Origin of the sequence: Sphingomonas baiyangensis (genome assembly GCF_005144715.1) — a bacterium.
In the GTDB taxonomy this organism is placed as follows: Bacteria; Pseudomonadota; Alphaproteobacteria; order Sphingomonadales; family Sphingomonadaceae; genus Sphingomonas; species Sphingomonas baiyangensis.
This window is the reverse complement of the sequence record NZ_SWKR01000001.1, coordinates 199,390-217,172: the sequence shown is the minus strand read 5'-3', so window position 1 is coordinate 217,172 and position 17,783 is coordinate 199,390. Positions and strand designations below refer to the sequence as shown.

Annotated in this window: 16 protein-coding genes; 12 read left to right on the top strand and 4 right to left on the bottom strand. The window is 67.4% G+C overall.

From position 1 onward, the window contains the following. Positions 1-3: 3 nt before the first annotated feature. The 9 genes from FBR43_RS00990 (at position 4) to guaA (ending at position 8,435) form a co-directional block, all read left to right on the top strand. A complete protein-coding gene (locus tag FBR43_RS00990; protein ID WP_136941376.1) occupies positions 4-651 on the top strand; it encodes an adenylate kinase in 648 nt (215 codons plus the stop codon). Positions 652-723: 72 nt separating this feature from the next. After that, complete coding sequence (locus FBR43_RS00985; protein WP_169542424.1) at positions 724-1,257, top strand: SRPBCC family protein; 534 nt, start codon at positions 724-726, stop codon at positions 1,255-1,257. Between the two features lie 199 nt (positions 1,258-1,456). Beyond that, a complete protein-coding gene (rpsM, locus tag FBR43_RS00980; protein ID WP_136941374.1) occupies positions 1,457-1,825 on the top strand; it encodes a 30S ribosomal protein S13 in 369 nt (122 codons plus the stop codon). A gap of 105 nt (positions 1,826-1,930) precedes the next feature. After that, a complete protein-coding gene (gene rpsK, locus FBR43_RS00975; RefSeq protein WP_066583941.1) occupies positions 1,931-2,320 on the top strand; it encodes a 30S ribosomal protein S11 in 390 nt (129 codons plus the stop codon). A 98-nt stretch (positions 2,321-2,418) separates the two neighbouring features. Continuing rightward, the gene (locus tag FBR43_RS00970; protein ID WP_136941373.1) at positions 2,419-3,483 is read left to right on the top strand and encodes a DNA-directed RNA polymerase subunit alpha; all 1,065 of its coding nucleotides are present in this window, start codon (positions 2,419-2,421) and stop codon (positions 3,481-3,483) included. Positions 3,484-3,725: 242 nt separating this feature from the next. Next, on the top strand, positions 3,726-4,148 hold the full coding sequence (gene rplQ / locus FBR43_RS00965; RefSeq protein ID WP_136941372.1) for a 50S ribosomal protein L17: 423 nt from the start codon (positions 3,726-3,728) through the stop codon (positions 4,146-4,148). 84 nt (positions 4,149-4,232) lie between these two features. Then, positions 4,233-6,383: a prolyl oligopeptidase family serine peptidase gene (locus FBR43_RS00960; protein ID WP_136941371.1), complete on the top strand. Its 2,151-nt coding sequence runs from the start codon at positions 4,233-4,235 to the stop codon at positions 6,381-6,383. A gap of 244 nt (positions 6,384-6,627) precedes the next feature. Beyond that, positions 6,628-6,840, top strand: coding sequence for a DUF2283 domain-containing protein (locus FBR43_RS00950; RefSeq protein WP_136941369.1), 213 nt, complete (start codon positions 6,628-6,630; stop codon positions 6,838-6,840). 38 nt (positions 6,841-6,878) lie between these two features. Further along, positions 6,879-8,435, top strand: coding sequence for a glutamine-hydrolyzing GMP synthase (guaA, locus tag FBR43_RS00945; RefSeq protein ID WP_136941368.1), 1,557 nt, complete (start codon positions 6,879-6,881; stop codon positions 8,433-8,435). Between the two features lie 66 nt (positions 8,436-8,501). Here the strand turns inward: guaA and FBR43_RS00940 are convergent, their stop codons facing one another. Further along, the gene (locus FBR43_RS00940) at positions 8,502-8,951 is read right to left on the bottom strand and encodes an EF-hand domain-containing protein (protein ID WP_136941367.1); all 450 of its coding nucleotides are present in this window, start codon (positions 8,949-8,951) and stop codon (positions 8,502-8,504) included. A 208-nt stretch (positions 8,952-9,159) separates the two neighbouring features. On the opposite strand from FBR43_RS00940, the gene purB reads away from it, so the two are divergent. From purB to FBR43_RS00925, 3 genes are read left to right on the top strand one after another with little or no spacing between them, the layout of a single operon-like run. Beyond that, positions 9,160-10,482: an adenylosuccinate lyase gene (gene purB / locus FBR43_RS00935; RefSeq protein ID WP_136941366.1), complete on the top strand. Its 1,323-nt coding sequence runs from the start codon at positions 9,160-9,162 to the stop codon at positions 10,480-10,482. Then, positions 10,479-11,024 carry a biliverdin-producing heme oxygenase gene (locus FBR43_RS00930; protein WP_249276386.1) on the top strand — a complete coding sequence of 182 codons (546 nt, stop codon included), beginning with the start codon at positions 10,479-10,481 and terminating at the stop codon, positions 11,022-11,024. The genes purB and FBR43_RS00930 overlap by 4 nt, the downstream gene beginning before the upstream one ends. Continuing rightward, positions 11,006-13,597: an HWE histidine kinase domain-containing protein gene (locus tag FBR43_RS00925; protein WP_249276385.1), complete on the top strand. Its 2,592-nt coding sequence runs from the start codon at positions 11,006-11,008 to the stop codon at positions 13,595-13,597. Before FBR43_RS00930 ends, FBR43_RS00925 begins: the two co-directional genes overlap by 19 nt. Positions 13,598-13,717: 120 nt before the next feature. On the opposite strand, the gene phbB is transcribed toward FBR43_RS00925, so the two are convergent. Genes phbB through FBR43_RS00910 form a run of 3 tightly spaced genes read right to left on the bottom strand, consistent with a single transcriptional unit; the run spans position 13,718 to position 17,712 of the window. Then, positions 13,718-14,440: an acetoacetyl-CoA reductase gene (gene phbB, locus FBR43_RS00920; protein WP_136941365.1), complete on the bottom strand. Its 723-nt coding sequence runs from the start codon at positions 14,438-14,440 to the stop codon at positions 13,718-13,720. A gap of 33 nt (positions 14,441-14,473) precedes the next feature. Beyond that, entirely contained in the window at positions 14,474-15,481 is a 1,008-nt protein-coding gene (hemH, locus tag FBR43_RS00915; RefSeq protein ID WP_136941364.1) for a ferrochelatase, read from the bottom strand. Further along, entirely contained in the window at positions 15,478-17,712 is a 2,235-nt protein-coding gene (locus tag FBR43_RS00910; protein ID WP_136941767.1) for a molybdopterin cofactor-binding domain-containing protein, read from the bottom strand. The genes hemH and FBR43_RS00910 overlap by 4 nt, the downstream gene beginning before the upstream one ends. Positions 17,713-17,783: the final 71 nt, after the last annotated feature.

Genomic DNA, 17,783 nt, shown 5'->3' with positions numbered 1-17,783 from the left:
GCCGTGGACATCATCCTGCTGGGGCCGCCCGGCGCGGGCAAGGGCACGCAGGCTAGCCGGCTCGAGCACGAGCGCGGCATGGTGCAGCTCTCGACCGGCGACATGCTGCGTGCCGCGGTCAAGGCGGGCACGCCGGTGGGGCTCGAGGCCAAGGCCGTGATGGAAGCGGGCGCGCTGGTCTCCGACGCGATCGTCTCGGGCATCATCGGCGAGCGGCTCGATGCGCTGGGCGACGGGCCGGGCCTGATCTTCGACGGTTATCCGCGCACCGCCGCGCAGGCCGAATCGCTCGATGCGTTGCTCGCCGCGCGCGGGCGCAGCCTCGACCATGTGATCGAACTGGTCGTCGACGAGGACGCGCTCGTCAGTCGCATCACCGGGCGGTTCACCTGCGCCAATTGCGGCGAAGGCTATCACGACCGCTTCAAGACGCCCAACGTGCCCGGCACCTGCGACGTTTGCGGTGCGCACGAATTCAAGCGCCGGCCCGACGACAATGCCGAGACCGTCCGCACGCGCATGGCCGAATATCGCGCCAAGACCGCGCCGATCCTGCCGCATTACGAAGCCAAGGGCCTGGTCAAGCGGATCGACGGCATGGCCGACATCGCGCATGTGACGGCGGCGATCGAGGCGATCCTCGACTCGTAAGACATGATTGCTCGGGGTGCCGGCTTGACTTGCCGCGTCCGCGCGCTTCTTTTGCGGGCAGGGGAGGGCGCGATGCGTACGATCTTGATGGCGGCGGCGATGAGCATCGGGGCGCCGGCCGCGGCCGAGGTTACGTCTGCGGCGCTTAGCAGCTTCGTTATCGATGCCGCAATTACCGTCGACGCGCCGCCCGCGCGCGTCTGGGACAGCTTCCGCGCACCGGCCAGCTGGTGGGACGCCGAGCACAGCTATTCGGGCGATGCAGCCAATCTCTACATGGATGCGCAGGCGACGGGGTGCTTCTGCGAGCGCATTCCCGACGGGAAAGGCAGCATCGAGCACGCGCATATCGTCTATGTCGCGCCGGGGCGCATGGTTCGCATGACGGGCGGTCTCGGTCCATTGCAGGCCGAGGCGGTGGCGGCGACGCTGACCTTCCGCTTCGATGCCGAAGGCGAGGGCGCGACGAAGGTGACGATGCGCTACGTCGTAGGCGGCCACATGCAGGCGGGCGGCGAGACGATGGCGCCCCTGGTCGACAACGTGCTGCTGCATCAGCTTGCCCGGCTGAAGGCGGCCGCCGAGCGCGCGGCGCCGGGCTCATGACGGGCACGCACGGAAGCGTCGCCGGTTCCCTCGAGCTTGACAGCGCGCGACTCCGGCCTTAGTGGCCCGGGCTTCCGAACGTTTCCGTGGTCCGGCGGCGCCTTTACGCGTCCGCCGCTCGCGTGCGTTACGGATCAACGCGACGAGATGAGGGGCGCGCGGCCATGCCGCCTTTCGTGGAGCTGGAGGAAAAACGTTCATGGCTCGTATTGCGGGTGTCAACATCCCGACCAACAAGCGCGTAATCATCGCGCTGCAGTATATCCACGGTATCGGCCCGGCAAAGGCCAAGGAAATCACCGATCAGCTGGGCATCGTCGCCGAGCGTCGCGTGCAGGACCTGACCGACCAGGAAGTGCTTCAGATCCGCGAGGCGATCGACGCCGGCCACACCGTGGAGGGTGATCTTCGTCGCCAGACCGCGATGAACATCAAGCGTCTGATGGACCTCGCCTGCTATCGCGGCCTGCGTCATCGCAAGGGGCTTCCGGTTCGCGGCCAGCGCACGCACACCAATGCGCGTACCCGCAAGGGCAAGGCCAAGCCGATCGCGGGCAAGAAGAAGTAAGAGCGGTCCGGGGGACCGCTCGCACTTCTTCTCCGCCGGAGGCAGGTGAGTGGCGGACAGCCCGCCGGCCTCCGTACCACGCTATTCAGGTCAGGACGATTTCCAATGGCACGTGAACCGCAGCGCCTTCGCCGTCGCGAGCGCAAGAACATCACCGCCGGCGTCGCGCATGTGAACGCCAGCTTCAACAACACCATGATCACGATCACCGACGCACAGGGCAATGCCATCTCGTGGTCGTCGGCCGGCATGATGGGCTTCAAGGGCTCGCGCAAGTCGACGCCCTATGCCGCGCAGGTCGCTGCCGAGGACGCAGGCCGCAAGGCTGCCGAGCATGGCGTGCGCACGCTCGAGGTCGAGGTCAAGGGTCCGGGCTCGGGCCGCGAGTCGGCGCTTCGCGCGCTGCAGGCCGTGGGCTTCCAGATCACTTCGATCCGCGACGTCACTTCGATTCCGCACAACGGCGTGCGGCCCTCGAAGCGTCGCCGCGTCTGATCGCGACGCCGATCCTTTCGCGTCGCCGCTGACGAGCGGCGACGTAGTTTACCCGGCCAGCGCCGCCCCAGCGCCGGCCCAACCCAGGGGACGAGAGCTTGTCCGTCAACGCAAAGAACTGGCAGGAACTGAAGAAGCCCAGCGGCCTCGAGAAGAAGCCCGGTGGCGATCCCAAGCGCAAGGCGACCTTCGTCGCCGAGCCGCTCGAGCGCGGCTTCGGCCTGACGCTGGGCAACGCGCTGCGCCGCGTGCTGCTGTCTTCGCTTCAGGGCGCGGCCGTCACGTCGATCAAGATCGAGAACGTCCTGCACGAGTTCAGCTCGCTCGCTGGCGTGCGTGAGGACGTGACCGACATCGTCCTCAACGTCAAGCAGATCGCGCTGCGCATGCAGGGCGAAGGGCCGAAGCGCCTTCAGCTGTCGGCGACCGGACCTGCCGAGGTGAAGGCGGGCGACATCGCGGTGTCGGGTGACATCGAGGTGATGAACCCCAATCTGGTGCTGTGCCATCTCGACGAGGGTGCGACACTCAACATGGAGCTCACCGCCGATATCGGGAAGGGCTATGTGCCCGCGGTCGCCAATCGCCCCGCCGATGCGCCGATCGGGCTGATCCCGGTAGATGCGCTGTATTCGCCGGTGCGGCAGGTGAGCTACAAGGTCGAGAACACCCGCGTCGGGCAGGAGCTCGATTATGACAAGCTCACGCTGACGATCGAAACCGACGGCACCGTCACGCCCGACGATGCGGTGGCCTATGCCGGTCGTATCCTGCAGGACCAGCTCGCGCTGTTCGTCCACTTCGACGACTCGGCGATGACGCGCGCCGCGCCGGTGCAGACCGGCATGGCGGTGGCCGCTGCCGAGACGCCGGGCGATACCGCGACGATCAATCGCTACCTGCTCAAGAAGGTCGACGAGCTCGAGCTTTCGGTGCGCAGCGCCAACTGCCTCAAGAACGACAACATCATCTATATCGGCGATCTGGTCCAGAAGACCGAAGCCGAGATGCTGCGCACGCCGAATTTCGGCCGCAAGTCGCTCAATGAGATCAAGGAAGTGCTGTCCTCGATGGGGCTGCGGCTGGGCATGGAAATCCCCGGCTGGCCGCCCGAGAATATCGAGGAAATGGCCAAGAAGCTCGAGCAGGAGATCATGGGCTGAGCCGCACGGGAATAGCGCAAGCTATTCCCGAGACGGCGAAGCTCCGGCCGGCGGGCCGCAAGGTCCGGCCGACGACGGCGTGGCTTTGCCACGCCGTACCCCTCCACCACCCGCTTTGCGGGCGGTCCCTCTCCCCGAGCAAGCTCAGGGAGGAATTGGAAAGGCGAATGGTGGCGGCCTTCAACGGCCACCTGGTCCGGGGTACCTGACACGGCCCCCGAACGAACGAAAAGGATATACCCATGCGTCACAAATATGGCGGTCGTAAGCTCCAGCGTACCTCGGCGCATCGCGCCGCGCTTTTCCGCAACATGTCGGCCGCGCTCATCAAGCACGAGCAGATCACCACGACGGTGGCCAAGGCCAAGGAGCTTCGCCCCTATGTCGAGAAGCTGGTGACGCTTGCCAAGAAGGGTGGTCTTTCGAACCGTCGTCTGGCGCATGCCCGCCTGCTCGACGATGCGCAGCTGGTGAAGCTGTTCGACGTGCTTGCCGCGCGCTATGCCGATCGTAACGGCGGCTACACGCGCATCATCAAGGCCGGCCCGCGCGCGTCGGACGCTGCGCCGATGGCGATCATCGAGTTCGTCGATCGCGATGTCAGTGCGAAGGGCCAGGATTCGGGCCCGGTGATGACCGACGAGGATTTCGACGAAGCGGCCTGATTCCGGGCGTTTCCGATCCGACTTGCGCGAAAGGCCGTGCCCGTTAGGGTGCGGCCTTTCTCGTTTCATCGGAGACTGCCCGCCATGCGTCGTGCATCGCTCGTCCTGCTGCCGCTTCTTTTCGCCGCGCCGCTAGCCGCTGCGCCCCAGACCAGGGAAACCGCCGCCTCGATGCCCGCACCCATCACCTATCCCGAAACCGAGCGCGGCAATGTCGTGGACGAGCAATTCGGCGTGCGCGTCGCCGATCCCTATCGCTGGCTCGAGAACGACGTCCGCAACGATCCCAAAGTGGCCGCTTGGGTCGCCGCGCAGAACGAGGTGACCGACGCCTATCTCGATACGTTGCCGGGTCGTGACCTGTTCAAGGCGCGGCTGACCGAGCTGTTCGATTATGGCCGCTTCGGCGTGCCCTATGAAAAGGGCGGGCGCTATTTCTACAGCTACAATAGCGGCCTCCAGAACCAGGCAGTGCTCTACGTACGCGACAGCCTGAAGGGCCAGGGGCGCGTGCTGATCGATCCCAATGGCTGGTCGAAGGACGGCGCGACCGCGCTTGGCCAATGGGCGCCGTCGGACGATGGCAAGCTGCTCGCCTATGGCGTGCAGGATGGCGGCAGCGACTGGCGGACGATCCGCGTGCTCGACGTGTCGACGGGCAAGGCGCTGGCGGATGAAATCAGCTGGGCCAAGTTCACCGGCATCGACTGGGCGAAGGACGGATCGGGCTTCTATTATGCGCGCTTCCCCGAGCCGCGCGAAGGCACCGCCTTCCAGGCGGGCGCCGACAATCACATGGTGTATTTCCACAAGCTCGGTACGCCACAATCGGCCGACCGGCTGATCTTCTCGACGCCTGACCAGCCCAAATATCTGAACGGTGCGGGCGTTACCGACGATGGCCGCTACATCGTGCTGACGAGCGCACCGGGCGGCACCTCGAACAATCTGGCGATCGTCGATCTCCAGGGTGATGCCAAGCCGCGCGTGCTGTTCGACAAGCTCGATGCCGCGTGGAACGTGGTGGGCAATGTCGGCACGCGGCTGTACCTTATGACTGACAAGGATGCGCCGCGCAGCCGCATCGTGACGCTCGATCTCGCCGAGGCGCAGCCGAGCGTGCGCGAGCTGGTCGCGCAGGACGACGCAGTGCTCGAAGGCGCGTCGATCGTCGGCGGCAAGCTGATCGCCAGCTATATGGTCGACGCGAAGTCCGAGGTTCGTCGCTTCACGCTCGACGGCAAGCCCGATGGCAAGGTGACGCTGCCGGGCATCGGCACGGTAGTTGGCTTCGGCGGCGATCAGGACGATAACGAGACGTTCTTCGTCTTCACCAGCTACAATGTGCCGACGACCATCTATCGTTACGACGTCGCTGCCAACCGCGCCGAGATCTGGGAGCAACCCAAGGTCGCGTTCGATCCTGCGACGATCGCGGTCGAGCAGCGCTTCTTCGCCTCGAAAGACGGCACGCGCGTGCCGATGTTCGTGGTACGCCGCAAGGACGTGACTGGCCCCGCGCCAACGATGCTCTATGCCTATGGCGGCTTCAACATCTCGCAGCTTCCCGCCTTTTCCTCGTCGCGCATCGCGTGGATCGAGCAGGGTGGCGTGCTGGCGGTGGCGAACATCCGCGGCGGCGGCGAATATGGCAAGGCGTGGCACGATGCCGGCCGCCGCCAGAACAAGCAGAATGTGTTCGACGACTTCATCGCCGCGGGCGAGTATCTGATCGCTCAGGGCATCACCAGGAAGGACGGGCTGGCGATCCAGGGCGGATCGAATGGCGGCCTGCTGGTGGGCGCGGTGGTCAATCAACGGCCCGATCTGTTCGCCGCGGCGCTCCCCGCCGTCGGCGTGATGGACATGCTGCGCTTCGACCAGTTTACCGCGGGACGCTACTGGACCTATGATTATGGTGTTCCGGCCGAGGAAGAGCATTTCAAGACGCTCTTTGCCTATTCGCCCTATCACAATGTGAGCGAAGGCAAGGCATATCCCGCGATCCTCGCGACGACGGCCGATACCGACGATCGCGTGGTGCCCGGCCACACCTTCAAATATGCGGCGATGCTGCAATCGAAGGATTTGGGGCCGAAGCCGCATCTGGTACGCATCGAGACGCGCGCCGGCCATGGCAGCGGCAAGCCGACCGACAAGATCATCGAGGAAACCGCCGATCTCTATGCCTTCGCGGCGAAGTGGACGGGGCTGGAGGTGAAGCCGGCACGGTGAAGACAATGCGCTATTTCGACGAGCAGGTACGGGTACGGCGCCCATATCTGCGGCTTGAATGGTGCGCGGCCGCGCGGGACCGTCCGTTGCGGCGCGAGGTTCAGCCCGATGGTCGAGTGCGCTGCTGGACAAGAGTTATATTGGAGGGTGAAAGCGAGGGCCGTGTGCTAAGGGTGGTGCTTCTTGAGGATGGGGAGACGATTCACAACGCCTTCCTCGACCGCAACTACCGGGATTTTCCATCGTGAAGCTCCACTACTACGCCGAGACCGACAGCCTCTATATCGAGCTTACCGATGCGCCCGGCGTCGATACGCGTGAGATCGTCGAGGGCGTGATCGCCGATATCGACTCCGACGGCCGCCTCGTCGGCATCGACATTGATGGCGCAAGCCGGTTCGATCTTTCCACGCTCGAGGCAGTCGGCGTGCCGCTCACATCGCTCAAGGCGGCCTAACCCTTCCCCCCATTCGCGGGTGCCGCTATGCGGGCGCCATGCAGACGCCCAGCCAGTCCATCCTCATCGTCGATTTCGGCAGCCAGGTTACGCAGCTCATCGCGCGGCGCGTGCGCGAGGCGGGCGTCTACAGCGAGATCGCGCCGTTCACCACGGCCGAGGAAGCGTTCGAGCGGATGCGACCCGCCGGCATCATCCTGTCGGGCAGCCCGGCATCGGTGCTCGACGATGCCAGCCCGCGCGTGCCGCAGGCGATCTTCGATTCGGGGCTGCCGATCCTTGGCATCTGCTACGGCCAGCAGGTGATGATGCATCAGCTGGGCGGGCAGGTGCAGGGCGGTGACAGCGGCGAGTTCGGGCGCGCGTTCATTACCATCGGCGACGGGTGCGCGCTGTTCGACGGCATGTGGTCCGAAGGCGAGACGCATCAGGTCTGGATGAGCCATGGCGACAAGGTGACCGAGCTGGCGCCCGGGTTCCGCCCCGTCGCGGCCAGCCCCGGCGCGCCCTTCGCCGTCATCGCCGACGATGCGCGGCGTTACTACGCGATGCAGTTCCACCCCGAGGTCGTCCACACGCCCGACGGTGCACGGCTGCTCGCCAATTTTGTGCGCCATGTCTGCGGCGCGCCGGGCGACTGGTCGATGGCCGAATTCCGCGCCGCGAAGATCGCCGAGATCCGCGCGCAGGTGGGGCAGGGGCGCGTGATCTGCGGGCTGTCGGGCGGGGTCGATTCGGCGGTAGCAGCGGTGCTGATCCACGAGGCGATCGGCGAGCAGCTGACCTGCGTGTTCGTCGATCATGGCCTGATGCGCAGCGGCGAGGCCGATCAGGTCGTCAGTCTATTTCGCGGCCACTACAACATTCCGCTGGTGCATGTGAATGCCGAGACGCTGTTCCTCAATGGCCTGGCCGGCGTCACCGATCCCGAGGCCAAGCGCAAGTTCATCGGCAAGACCTTCATCGACGTGTTCGAGGACGAGGCGCGCAAGATCGGCGGCGCCGAGTTCCTGGCACAGGGCACGCTCTATCCCGACGTGATCGAGAGCGTGAGCTTCACCGGCGGCCCTTCGGTGACGATCAAGAGCCACCACAATGTCGGCGGGCTTCCCGAGCGCATGGACATGAAGCTCGTCGAGCCGTTGCGCGAGCTGTTCAAGGACGAGGTGCGTGAGCTGGGCCGCGAGCTGGGGCTGCCCGAGATTTTCGTCGGCCGGCACCCGTTTCCCGGCCCCGGCCTTGCCATCCGCATTCCCGGCGAGGTCACGCGCGAGCGGTGCGACATATTGCGCAAGGCCGATGCGATCTATCTCGAGGAAATCCGCAATGCCGGGCTGTACGATGCGATCTGGCAGGCCTTTGCGGTGCTGCTGCCGGTCCGCACTGTCGGCGTGATGGGCGACGGGCGTACCTATGACAGCGTGCTTGCGCTGCGCGCCGTCACCTCGACCGATGGCATGACTGCCGAGGTGTTCGGCTTCCCCGGCGATTTCCTGCCGCGCGTCGCGACACGCATCGTCAACGAAGTACGCGGCATCAATCGCGTGGTATACGACTATACGAGCAAGCCGCCGGGCACGATCGAGTGGGAATGACGCGCGCATGGAAACGCCGCCGGATGCGGGGCACCCGGCGGCGATTTTCAGCAAGTATCCGAGAGGTTACGAGGCGCCCTGCGACAGGAAGGTCGTGAGCTCGGCCTTCGATACCTTTTCAGACTGATCGGTGTCGGCCGACGCGAATGCCTGGCCCACCCAAGTCTGGACCTCGGCGCTCTGCGCGTCGGTTGCCGGATCGGTGGCGCTGCGCAGCGCTACCATCCACTGGCCGAACTCGGCCTCGGTGATCTCGCCATCGGCGTCCTTGTCGTATGTCGGGAACTCGGCATCGACGACTTCGGCGATCTGCGCGGGGCTGGCCGGTGCGGGCTGCGTGGTCGCGGTCGAGTCGGCGACGGTCGCGTCGGTTTTGCTCGAAGGTGCCGCAGTATCGGGTGTTGCAGGCATCGTCTGCGCCGGAGCCGGATCGGCAGGCGTCGATTGCGGCATGTCCTGCGCAAGTGCAGGAGCCGAAACGAGCATGGCACTGGCGAGTAGAACGGACTTGAGCATTGTTCTTCCTCCTGTATGCGAGCAGTATATCGCGCTAACGATTCGACATACCGTCATGAACTTCGAATATCTAAATGGGTATGCCCGCATTCATGTTCCAGAACCGAAAATGATTGTCGCTTCGTCTAGTCCTTGCTAGCGAGCGCCTCATCGCAATTCTGTGGCGTGGATGCGACGAAGTGCGCATCGAGAGACGAAAGGACACGCTTTGATCCCGCGCTATGCCCGTCCGGCGATGACCGAGCTGTGGACGCCCGAGGCCCGTTTTCGCATCTGGTTCGAGATCGAGGCACATGCGACCGATGCGCTTGCCGAACTCGGGGTGGTGCCGCGCGAAGCCGCCGCGGCGATCTGGGAAGCCGATCGCAACGCGCCGCCCTTCGATGTCGAGCGGATCGACGCGATCGAGCGCGAGACCAAGCACGACGTCATCGCCTTTCTGACGCATGTCTCCGAGCGCACCGGCGATGCCGCGCGCTTCCTGCATCAGGGCATGACGAGCTCGGACGTGCTCGATACCTGCCTGGCGGTGCAGCTGGCACGCGCCGCCGACATCCTGATCGCCGACCTCGACGAGCTGCTGGCGGTGCTCAGGCGCCGCGCGTTCGAGCACAAGCTGACGCCGACGATCGGGCGAAGCCACGGCATCCATGCCGAACCCGTCACCTTCGGCCTCAAGCTGGCGCAGGCCTATGCCGAGTTCGACCGCAACCGCGCGCGGCTGGTGGCGGCGCGCGCCGATATCGCCACCTGTGCCATTTCGGGCGCAGTGGGAACTTTCGCCAATATCGACCCCGCGGTCGAGGCGCATGTCGCCGAGAAGATGGGCCTCACCGTCGAGCCCGTTTCGACGCAGGTGATCCCGCGCGATCGCCATGCGATGTTCTTCGCGACGCTGGGCGTCATCGCCGGATCGATCGAGCGGCTGGCGACCGAAGTGCGTCACCTCCAGCGTACCGAAGTGCTCGAGGCCGAGGAATATTTCGCTCCCGGCCAGAAGGGCTCGTCGGCGATGCCGCACAAGCGCAATCCGGTGCTGACCGAGAATCTGACCGGCCTTGCCCGCATGGTACGCGGCTATGTCACGCCCGCGCTCGAGAATGTGGCGCTGTGGCACGAGCGCGACATCAGCCACAGCTCGGTCGAGCGCTATATCGGACCCGATGCGACGATCACACTCGATTTCGCGCTGGCGCGGCTGACGGGCGTGATCGACAAGCTGCTGGTCTATCCCGAGCGGATGCAGCGCAACCTCGATCGCATGGGCGGGCTGGTGCATTCGCAGCGCGTGCTGCTGGCACTGACGCAGGCGGGCGTCAGCCGCGAGGACGCCTACCGGCTGGTCCAGCGCAACGCGATGAAAGTGTGGGAATCGGACGGGCAGCTGTCGCTGATGCAGTTGCTCAAGGACGATGCCGAAGTTGCCGCCGCGCTCGCGCCCGAAGAGATCGAGGCGCGCTTCGACCTCGATTATCATTTCAAGCATGTCGACACGATCTTCGCGCGCGTGTTCGGCGAGGGCGGCGGTTGAGGGAAGCGCACCGCCTGCTGCGCGACGCGACGCGCGACGCGCACGAGCGGCTCGATGCCCTGTTCATGGGCTTCGACCTGCGCGATCCCGACGGCTATCGCCGCTTCATCGGCGCGCAGGCCGAGGCGATGCTGGGAATCGAGGATGCGCTCGACGCTGCCGGCGCCGGCGACGTACTGCCCGACTGGCCTGAGCGGCGGCGCGGCCATCTGCTGGCGGCCGATGCTCGCGCACTCGGCATCGCGATAGACCCCGTGCCGATCGACGGCGCGATGGTGGCGGGCGAGGCGCGGATCGCCGCCGCGCTCTATGTGCTCGAAGGCTCTCGCCATGGTGCACGGCATCTGCGCCGGCTGGTGCCCGAAGGCGCGCCACTCGATTTTCTTGATGCGGATCAACCTGCGGGAAACTGGTCCAAATTGCTGGCAAAGCTCGATACGATCCTGTACCAACCGGCGTCGCAAGACGTTGCAATCGTGGCGGCGCGCGAAATCTTTGGCGTGTTCGAGTATCGTGGGCGCGCTTGGCTGACGAAAGCGTAGGCGTGCACCAACCCGACTATCCGGTCGATCTGACCAATTGCGATCGCGAGCCCATCCACCAGCTCGGCGCGATTCAGCCCTTCGGCTTCCTGCTGGCGCTCTCCCCCGACTGGATCGTGCGGCGCGCTTCGGAGAATGTCGGCGACATGCTCGGCGTGATCGCCGAGGCGATGCTCGGCACGCATGTGTCTGACTATTTCAGCGAGGAGGCGATCCATACGCTGCGCAACCGGCTGACGCTGCTGCGCGGCGCCGATGCGGTGGAACGCGTGTTCGGCCTGCCGATCGATACGGCGGGGCAGCGCGCCTTCGACTTCGCGATGCACATGGTGGGCGATACCGTGGTGCTCGAGGCCGAGGCGAGCGCGCTGGAGCCGACGTCCGACACCGCAAGCACGATCCGCGCGATGATCGCGCGGCTCGACATGGCGGGCGACCTGCCGGCCTTCTACCGCGAGGGCGCGCGACAGGTGCGCGCGCTCACCGGCTTCGACCGCGTGATGGTGTATCGCTTCGATCAGGACGGATCGGGCACCGTGGTGGGCGAGGCGGTGCGCGGCGGCATCGGCAGCTTCTTCGACCTGCGCTATCCCGCGAGCGACATTCCGCAGCAAGCGCGCGAGCTGTATATCCGCACGCCGTTTCGCATCATCGCCGATGTCGACGACGAGCCCGTGGCGATCGTGCCGCAGCGCGACGAGCGCGGCCAGCCGCTCGACCTCTCGCTGTCGGTGCTGCGATCGGTCTCGCCGATCCATATCGAATATCTCAAGAACATGGGCGTGTCGGCGTCGCTGTCGATCTCGATCATCGTCGAGGGGCGGCTGTGGGGACTGTTCGCATGCCACCATTATGCGCCGCGCCGCCCAAGCTTCGAGCGCCGCTCGATTGCCGAGCTGTTCGGCCAGATGTTCGCCTTCAAGCTCGAAAGCCGCGAGCGCAAGGCGATGGCGAGCTACGAGACCGCGGCGCGTGCCGCCTCGGACCGGCTGCTAGCGGCGATCGCCGGCGACGCCGAGCTGCTCGACAATCCCGAGTTCCTGGGCGAGATGCTGCGATCGACGGTGCCGTGCGACGGTATCGCGATCTGGCTCGACGGGCGCATGGCGCTGTCGGGCGAGACGCCGCCGCCCGCCGCCATCCCCGATATCGTGCGGCGGCTCAACGCGATGACGGGTGGGCGCATCTACGCGACCGACCATCTCTCGGCATTGCTGCCGGCGGCGGCCGACTATGCCGATCGTGCCGCGGGGATGCTCGCCATCCCCATCTCGCGCAGCCCGCGCGACTATGTGATGCTGTTCCGCCAGGAGCGCATCCGCAGCGTCAATTGGGGCGGCGACCCCTACAAGCCCGCGCATTACGGCGTGCACGGCAGTCGCCTCAGCCCGCGCAAGAGCTTCGATGCATGGCGCGAGGAAGTGCGTGGGCGGTCCGAGCCGTTCATCGATCCCGAATTGCGGGTGGCCGAGATGCTGCGCGCCTCGCTGATCGAGGTGGTGCTGCGCCTGTCCGACAGCGCGCAGGAGGAGCGGCGGCGCGCTTCCGAGCGACAGGAACTGCTCATCGCCGAGCTCAATCACCGCGTGCGCAACATCCTGGCGCTGATCCGCGGACTGGTGCGCCAGTCGCGCGACCCCGCCGCCGATGCCGCCGCTTATGTGCGGATGCTCGAAGGGCGGATCGAGGCGCTGGCGCGCGCGCACGACCAGATCACGCAGGACAATTGGTCGCCGGCACCGCTCCGGCGGCTGATCGAGACCGAGGCGGCGGCGTATCTGGGCGGGCGCGCTTCGCGGCTGGAGCTGGCGGGCGATCCGGTGCTGCTCAGGCCGCAGGCGTTCAGCACGCTGGCGCTGGTGCTGCACGAGCTGATGACCAATTCGGCCAAATATGGTGCGCTGGCCGATAGCGGCACGGTGCGCGTCGACTGGCGGGTCGATGCCGAGGGCGTTCTCGACATATGCTGGCGCGAGCGCGGCGGGCCGCCGGTGCAGCCGCCGACACGGCAGGGCTTCGGCACCACGATCATCCAGCGGTCGGTGCCTTACGATCTGGGCGGCCGTGCCGACATACGCTATGCGCTCGCGGGGCTCGAAGTCGATCTGTGCGTACCGGCGCGCCACATCGTGATCGACGACGCGCATCCCGCACCCGACGCGCCGGCGCTGGTGCCCGATCCGCGCGACAGCGCCGCGGTTCCCAAGGAGGACCGGCCGATCGCGGGCGCCGCGTTGCTTGTGGAGGACAGCCTCATCATCGCGATGGATGCCGAGGATATCCTCTCGGCACTGGGTGCCGCGCGCGTGGTGACGGCGAGCACCGTCAGCCATGCGCTCGCCGAGATCGAGCGCGAGGAGTTCGTGGTGGCGGTGCTCGACGTCAATCTGGGCAGCGAGACGAGCCTGCCGCTCGCCGATGCGTTGCAGGCGCGCGGCGTGCCGTTCATGTTTGCTACGGGCTATGGCGAGCAGTTGCAGCTGCCGCCGGCGCTGGAAGGCGTGCCGGTGCTCCAGAAGCCCTATACAGCGATCAACATGCGGCGGGTGATCGCGCAGATTCTGGGGGCGTAGGGTCGGGTCGGTCACCGGCAAAGCCGGTGACTCGTCGGCCGGGCTGCGCCCGCCGGCCGGGACGGGCGATGCCCGGTTGGGCCGGGCACCGGCGCCGTTCGGGAACGGCGCCTTCGCCCGTCAGTACATGTGCTGGCCGCCGTTGATGCTCAGCGTCGATCCGGTGACGAAGCCGCCTTCCTCCGAGCACAGGAACGCGACGCCGCGCGCGATCTCGCTCGCCTGACCCAGCCGGCCGACGGGGATCTTGGCGACGATCTTTTCGAGCACGTCGGCAGGCACGGCGGCCACCATGTCGGTATCGATATAGCCCGGGGCGATCGCGTTGACCGTCACGCCGGCGCGCGCGCCCTCCTGCGCCAGCGCCTTGGTGAAGCCGTGGATACCCGATTTGGCGGCGGCATAGTTCACCTGGCCGTACTGGCCCGCCTGGCCGTTGATCGAACCGATATTGACGATGCGGCCCCATTTGCGCTCGCGCATGCCGGGGAACACGGCCTTGGCCATGTTGAAGCAGCCGCCCAGATTGATGCGGATAACGTCTTCCCACATCTCGCGGCTCATCTTGAGGATCGTGCCGTCGCGCGTGACGCCGGCATTGTTGACCACGACATCGACGGGGCCGAGATCGGCGGCGACCTTGGCGCAGCCCTCCTGACAGGCGTCATAGTCGCCCACGTCCCACTTATAGGCAGCGATGCCGGTGCGATCGGTGAAGGCGCGCGCCTTTTCCTCGTTGCCGGCATAGTTGGCGGCCACCGTCATGCCCATGTCCTTGAGCGCGAGGCTGATCGCCTCGCCGATGCCGCGTGTTCCGCCGGTTACGATCGCCACTCGAGCCATGCCGTCCTCTCCTCGTTCTTGACCGGGATCAAGCTAGGCGGGGTCGATCCACCCGGCAAGCTCCCGGCGGATCAGCGTCTCGAGCATCGCGATGCCCGGCGCTTCCGCATTGAGACAAGGCAGATAGGCGAAATGGGTTCCGCCGGCTTCCTCGAAACTCTCGCGGCCGCGGATCGCCAGTTCCTCGAGCGTCTCGAGACAGTCGGCCGAGAAGCCCGGCGCGAAGATGGCGACGCGGTGCTTGCCCGCCTTTGCCAGTTCGACCAGCGTCTCGTCGGTCGCGGGGCCGAGCCACTTGGCGGGACCGAAGCGCGACTGGAAGGCGACCACCAGCTCGCGCCCCAATGCTTCGCCCAGCAGACGCGCGGTCTTCTGGCAGTGGCAGTGATAGGGATCGCCGAGTTCGAGCGTGCGCTGCGGCATGCCGTGGAAGCTGGCGACCAGCGCGTCGGGCGCGAAGTCGAGCGCGGCGAGGCCTGTGCGCACCGATTCGGCGAGCGCGGCGATATAGGCGGGGTCGTCATGATAGGGCGGCAGCGTGCGGATCGCGGGTTGCCAGCGCATCGTCGCCAGATGCGCGAACGCCTTGTCGTTGGCGGTCGCCGTGGTCGCCGCGCAATATTGCGGATAGAGCGGTGCCAGCAGCACACGGTCGCAGCCAGCATCCTTCATCGCCTGCAACCGCTCGGCGATCGCGGGGCGGCCATAGCGCATCGCCCAGTCGACCAGCACCTTCGGCCCGAAGCGGACCTCGAGCGCGCGCGATTGCGCCCGCGTGATCGCCGCCAGCGGCGAGCCGTCGGGCGTCCAGACCTGCTCATAGGCCTCGGCCGACTTGCGCGGGCGCGTGTTGAGCACGATGCCGCGCAGGATCGGCTGCCACGCGATCGGCGGGATCTCGACCACGCGGCGATCCGACAGGAACTCCTTGAGGTAGCGGCGCACCGAGGCGACGTCATGCCCGTCGGGCGTGCCCAGATTGACGAGCAGCACGCCGATGCGCGGGCGCTCGACCGGCGGATGATCGGGGGGGAGGTTCACGGATTGGCCGGATCGAGCGGCAGGCGGCGCAGCCGGAGGCCCGATGCCGCCATCACCGCATTGGCGATCGCGGGGGCCACGGGCGGCACGGCGATCTCGCCGACGCCGCCGGGTTCGGCTTCGCTGCGGATGATCTCCACGGTGATGTCGGGAATGTCGCTAAGCATAGGCAGCCGCAAATCGGCGAGCCGCCGCCGTTCCGCAAGACCTTCCTTGAGCGGTGTCGTGCAGCCGGTGGCCTGTGCGAGCCCGAAGATGAGCCCGCCCTCGATCTGCTGGAGCACGAGATCGGGATGGAGCACGCGCCCGCAATCGACCGCCGCGACCAGCCGGTCGCAGCGCACGCGGCCGCCTTCGATGCGCGCCTCGGCGAGGATGGCGATGTGCGAGCCGCGCATTGCATGGCAGGCAATGCCCTGGCCGCTGCCGAGCACGCCGCCCTGCCAGCCGCCGAGCGAGGCGACGGTATTGAGGCAGTTCGCGAGCCGCGCATTCTGGCCGAGCATCTGGATGCGGAAATAATTGGGCTCGACCGATACCAGCCGCGCGAGCTCGTCGATGAAGCTCTCGGTGAAGAAGGCCGAGGCGCCGTGCGCGCCGCCACGCAGATGGCCGGCGGCAAAGCCGATATCGGCGGCGTGATGATCGACCGCGACCGAACCGATCGCATAGGGCGGCACCGCGCCTGCCACCGCTGCCGCATCGCCGCTGCCGGGCAGGGCGAGCGAGGCGGCGGCAAACGCATCGCCCGCGAGCAGCCGGCCGGCAAGCTCGTGGCCGAGCGGCGGCGTGGCGATGCGCGCGTGCCAGCTGGTGAGCCGGCCGTTGCGATCGAGCCGCGCACGCATCCGCGCGGCGGCGGGCGGGCGGGGGCGGGCACGGATGATATCCTCGGCGCGCGACCAGCTGAGCTGCACGGGGCGGCCCGTCGCCTGCGCGAGCAAGGCCGCCTGCTCGGCGACGAGCGTATCGAGCCCGGCGCCGAACGATCCGCCGAGCTGCATCGCGATCACCGTCACGCGCTCCTCGCCGATGCCGAGCACACGCGCGGCGGCGGCGCGCGCGGAGGCGGGGGCGAGCGTCGCCAGCCACAGCCGCAGGCGGCCGTCCGCGAAGGCGGCTGTGGCGGCGGGCAGTTCGATCGCGGCATGCAGGCCGGGCGCGACGCGATAGCCGGCAGTGACGATGCGCGGCGCGGCGAAGGCGCCGGCGACGTCGCCCGCTTCGTGCATCCGCCCGCCCGCGCGATCGAAGGCGGCATCGAGCGCCGCCGCCACGCTGACATCGGACGGCGCGCCGCGTGTCTCGAAGCGTGGCGCCAGCGCGTCGAGCCCGCGTTCGGCAGCCCAGCCATTGGTGGCGATCGCCGCGATCCAGCGATCGGTCGCGACGACCTGGCGCATGCCGGGCACGGCATCGGCCGCAGCACGATTGGCGGCGACGAGGCGCGTGTCGCCGAGCGGACCCTGCCGGATCGCGGCGAACACCATGCCGGGCAGCCGGATGTCGCCAGCGAAATTGGCCGATCCATCGACCTTGGCGGGCGTATCGAGCCGCGGCACCGGCATGCCTGCGAGCCGTGCGCCATCATCGTTGCGCAGCGCCACGGCGTCGGGCGGCGTCTCGCCCGCAGCGGCCGCCGCCAGCACGCCGAAGCGCTCGCGTCGTTCGCCCGCGGTGACGAAGCCATCGCCGGTGGTGCAGCTTCGCCAGTCGACGCCCCAGTCGCGCGCGGCGGCCATGCACAGCCGCACGCGCGCCTCGGCCGCCGCCTCGCGCAGCAGCGGCTCGAACTGGCGCACGCTGCTCGACCCGCCAGTGAGCATCAGCCGCATCGCGCGCGCGCCCGCCGCTTCGGCCGGCAGCGGCAGTCGGCGAGCGGCATCGCCCAACAGCTCCTCGGCCGCAAGGCGATTGGCGTAGAGCGGCGAGGGCGGGGCGACCTCTACCCCCACGGTGCGCCAGTCGGCGCCCAGTTCGTCGGCGGCGATCTGCGCCAGTGCGGTGAACGCGCCCTGGCCGTGCTCGACCACGGGCATCGCCACGATGACGCGCCCGTCCTCGCCGATCTTGAGCCATGCGCCGAACCCGTGCTCGCGCTCGCCTAGCGGCAGCGCACCGTGCCAGCGGCGCGGCCACAGCGCCCATGCGACGACGAGGCCGATGCCGGCGCCGCCCGTTACCAGCAGCCCGCGCCTGCTGATGCCCCCTTGTCGCGCCGCCGCCTTCATCACTGCCGGCTGTAGGCGCTGGCCGATGCGAGCGCCAGCGGCTTCCCCGCGTGACGTGGGCGCCGCACGCC